At 59.8% G+C, this 3,145-nt stretch carries 3 protein-coding genes; all 3 read left to right on the forward strand.

Annotated elements, in window-relative coordinates; genetic code table 11:
- Positions 1-296: 296 nt before the first annotated feature.
- On the forward strand, positions 297-1,331 hold the full coding sequence (locus VJR68_RS16100; RefSeq protein WP_324149355.1) for a sialidase family protein: 1,035 nt from the start codon (positions 297-299) through the stop codon (positions 1,329-1,331).
- Between the two features lie 230 nt (positions 1,332-1,561).
- Positions 1,562-2,680: a glucokinase gene (locus VJR68_RS16105; protein ID WP_324149357.1), complete on the forward strand. Its 1,119-nt coding sequence runs from the start codon at positions 1,562-1,564 to the stop codon at positions 2,678-2,680.
- A 235-nt stretch (positions 2,681-2,915) separates the two neighbouring features.
- A partial coding sequence (locus VJR68_RS16110; protein ID WP_324149358.1) for a hypothetical protein occupies positions 2,916-3,145 on the forward strand: 230 nt, incomplete at its 3' end.

Genomic DNA, 3,145 nt, shown 5'->3' on the forward strand with positions numbered 1-3,145 from the left:
AAGCCGGGATCCAGCGACTTACAGGTCGTCAAAGACACTGGGCCCCGGCGTTCGCCGGGGCGACGAATCGCTAGCTTTGAATTTGCTGGAAAAAAAGGGGCTTCGGTTGAGTTGCAGATGTGCTTGTCTAGAGCGCAGCGAATTTCCCCCGGACAGCAATGAGCTTTCGCTGGAATGACGAAAAAGGGAACGTCCGGTGGTGAAAAGTCCTGGTTTTGAGTGTTAGGGTGGGTTGCGAGCGTAGCGAACGGATGTCGCAACGTGAGCGTCAGAGGCATTAGGCGGAATATCGAGCAATGCGTGGACATGCGGGTTTTGCATTTATTTTGCTGCTGGGCAAATCATTGACTGCCGTGGCCGGCCATAACCCCATCGTCCTGCGCGAATTCATCACCACAGCCCCACCCACAAAGCAAAGCCACGCCTCCACCATTGTCGAAACACCAAGCGGCCTCGTCGCAGCCTGGTTCGGCGGCAAACAGGAACGCGATCCCAGCGTCGGCATCTGGCTCTCGCGCCACGTGCATGGCCACTGGACCACGCCAGTCGAAGTAGCCAATGGCGTGCAACCCGATGACCATCGCGAGCCGACCTGGAATCCCGTGCTGTTTCTTCCGCGCCACGGACCGCTGATGCTGTTCTACAAAGTCGGCCCTGATCCACAACACTGGCGCGGCATGGTCAAGACATCCAGCGACAACGGCGTGCATTGGTCCAACGCGCACGCGCTGCCGGGTGGTGTTCTTGGGCCCATCAAGGACAAACCGGTGCAACTCGCCGACGACAGCGTCGTCAGTCCATCAAGCACCGAGCTGGGGCGCTGGACGATTCATTTCGAGCTTTCCCGCGACGGCGGCGCGACCTGGCAGCAAAGTAATGCGGTGCCCAACCCTGAGGGCATCGAAGCCATCCAGCCCAGCCTCTTGCCCTGGGGTCGCGGCAAGCTGCAGGCGATCGGGCGCACCAAGCAGAATCGCCTGTTCGATACCTGGTCCAGCGATGGCGGGCATACCTGGTCTAGCCTGAAGCTGCTGGACGTGCCCAATCCCAATTCCGGCATCGATGCGGTGATACTCGCCGACGGCCGTGCCTGCCTGGTCTACAACCCGACGGAGCACGGCAAGGACTGGTGGGAAGGCCGCGGCACGCTCGCGGTCGCCATCTCGGCGGATGGAGTTCATTGGAAACAAGTACTTACGCTGGAAAACAGCCCCGGCGCCGAGTTCTCCTACCCGGCCGTCATCCAGGCCCAGGATGGCCGGATACACATCACCTATACGTGGAAGCGGCTGCGCATTGCCCACGTGGTGCTCGATCCCAAACAGCTTTGAGCGCTGCCTGATCGTTCGGGCGAGCGCAAGATACAGAAAAAGTTCCATTTCTGTTGCGTCGCGACTTGCCACGATCTAAACAACGCATATAAGCTTCAGGCCACATATATATGAACTGGACGTTCGTATATGAATGATCGGGACGATCAGCGTTGGGGGAGTTATGAGGGTTGCAGTTTCACTGCAGAAGATCAGCACAACGCGACCGGTTTGCGGAGCGGGGCGGCAACATGCGTGATGATGGCAATTATGAAGGTTTTCGCGCCGTGCGACATGCTTCCGCCGCAGATGCCCTTCTTGCTGACGTCACCTCACACGGCGAAACCGTATCGTCGGTATCCGTGATGACTTCTCCCGGCAAACAAGACGTTTTCCTCGCCGCCGATGTGGGCGGCACGCACGCGCGTATCGGCCTGATTGCTTTTCAGCCGGGGCAGGGCATTCCCACCACGCTGGCGTACCACGTGTACAAGTGTGCGGACTTTGCCAGCTTCGATGCGATCGTGCATGCCTTCTGTGATGCCTACTCGACCAAGCCGCAGCGCCTTGCGCTGGCGTGCGCGGGCTTTCTGCACGAAGGCGAGGTGGTCAATAACAATTTGCAGTGGCCCATCGTTCCGGCTGAGCTGGAAAGGGCGCTGGCGCTGCGCGAAGTGAAAGTGCTCAACGACTTTGAAGCGTTGGCCTACGGCACGGCATATCTCGATCCCGCCAGCATGGTCACGCTGCACGATCCCCGCCGCAGCAGGCAGGCCGAAGAAGGCCCGGTGGTGGTGGTTGGACCGGGTACAGGGCTTGGCGTAGCGGTACGCCTGCCTGGTGCACCGCCACATGTGCTGGCGACCGAGGCGGGGCATATCCAACTGGCAGCGCGCGTCGGTCGGGAGCAAACTGTGCTCGGCGAACTGGTGGCGCCTGATACGCATATTCCTTACGACTCGGTATTGTCTGGTCCTGGCCTGCTGCGTTTGTACCAAGCAGTGTGCCGTCTCGACGGCGTGCCGTGCGAATGCGACGAACCGGCCGCCATCACCGCCGCGGCATGCGCCAACACGAATGCGCAAGCGGTGGAAGCATTGCAGTTGTTCTGCGGATGGCTGGGATCTTTTGCAGGCGATCTGGCCATGCTTTATGGCGCGACAGGGGGCATTTACGTTGCGGGTGGGTTCCTGTCGCGCATGACCGATTTCATGGCGAAAAGCAGTTTCGTCAGCCGCTTTCTGGACAAGGGAGTGATGCGTCCGTTCCAGCAGACCGTACCCGTGCATGTCGTGGATCACGCGCAACTGGGCGTGATCGGTGCGGCGAGCTGGTTGATGAATCACGCCCCACAAGCTTCGCAGGATTGACTTCAAACGCCTGCATGCAGGCGCTCCATTGGCGCATCGACGGGACGACGATGTTCTGACCACCAGACCGGAGGAACGTACACATCTTCCACATGCCCGATGCCGTTTGACCCATGAAGCTTCGGCTCGACCGAAGCACGTATAAACAGACCCATACATGCCAGCTTCGACTTGATCGTGTCGTCAGGGGAGCCGAAGCGGCGAGCAACATCGTTTTTTACCGGGAGGGGACAACATGAAAACCATTCACGTACGCCGCGGCGTATTGGCCAGTTCTTTGGCGATGGCGCTGTTCGCGCCGTATGCCGTCGCGCAGACGTCGACGACGTCGGGTAGCGATCAGCAGCAGAGCACGTCTTCCAATAATCAGCAGCAGAGCAGCGCACAGAATCCGAAAGAGCTGAAAACGGTCGTCGTGACCGGTTCGATGATTCCGCGTGTGGAGGTCGAAGGGCCGACTCCCGT

The organism is Dyella sp. (assembly GCF_035277725.1).
Taxonomy (GTDB): domain Bacteria; phylum Pseudomonadota; class Gammaproteobacteria; order Xanthomonadales; family Rhodanobacteraceae; genus Dyella_B.

Coding starts and splice junctions, on each gene's coding strand:
- VJR68_RS16100 (WP_324149355.1), top strand. CDS start 297: ATGCGTGGACATGCGGGTTTTGCATTTATTTTGCTGCTGGGCAAATCA.
- VJR68_RS16105 (WP_324149357.1), top strand. CDS start 1,562: ATGCGTGATGATGGCAATTATGAAGGTTTTCGCGCCGTGCGACATGCT.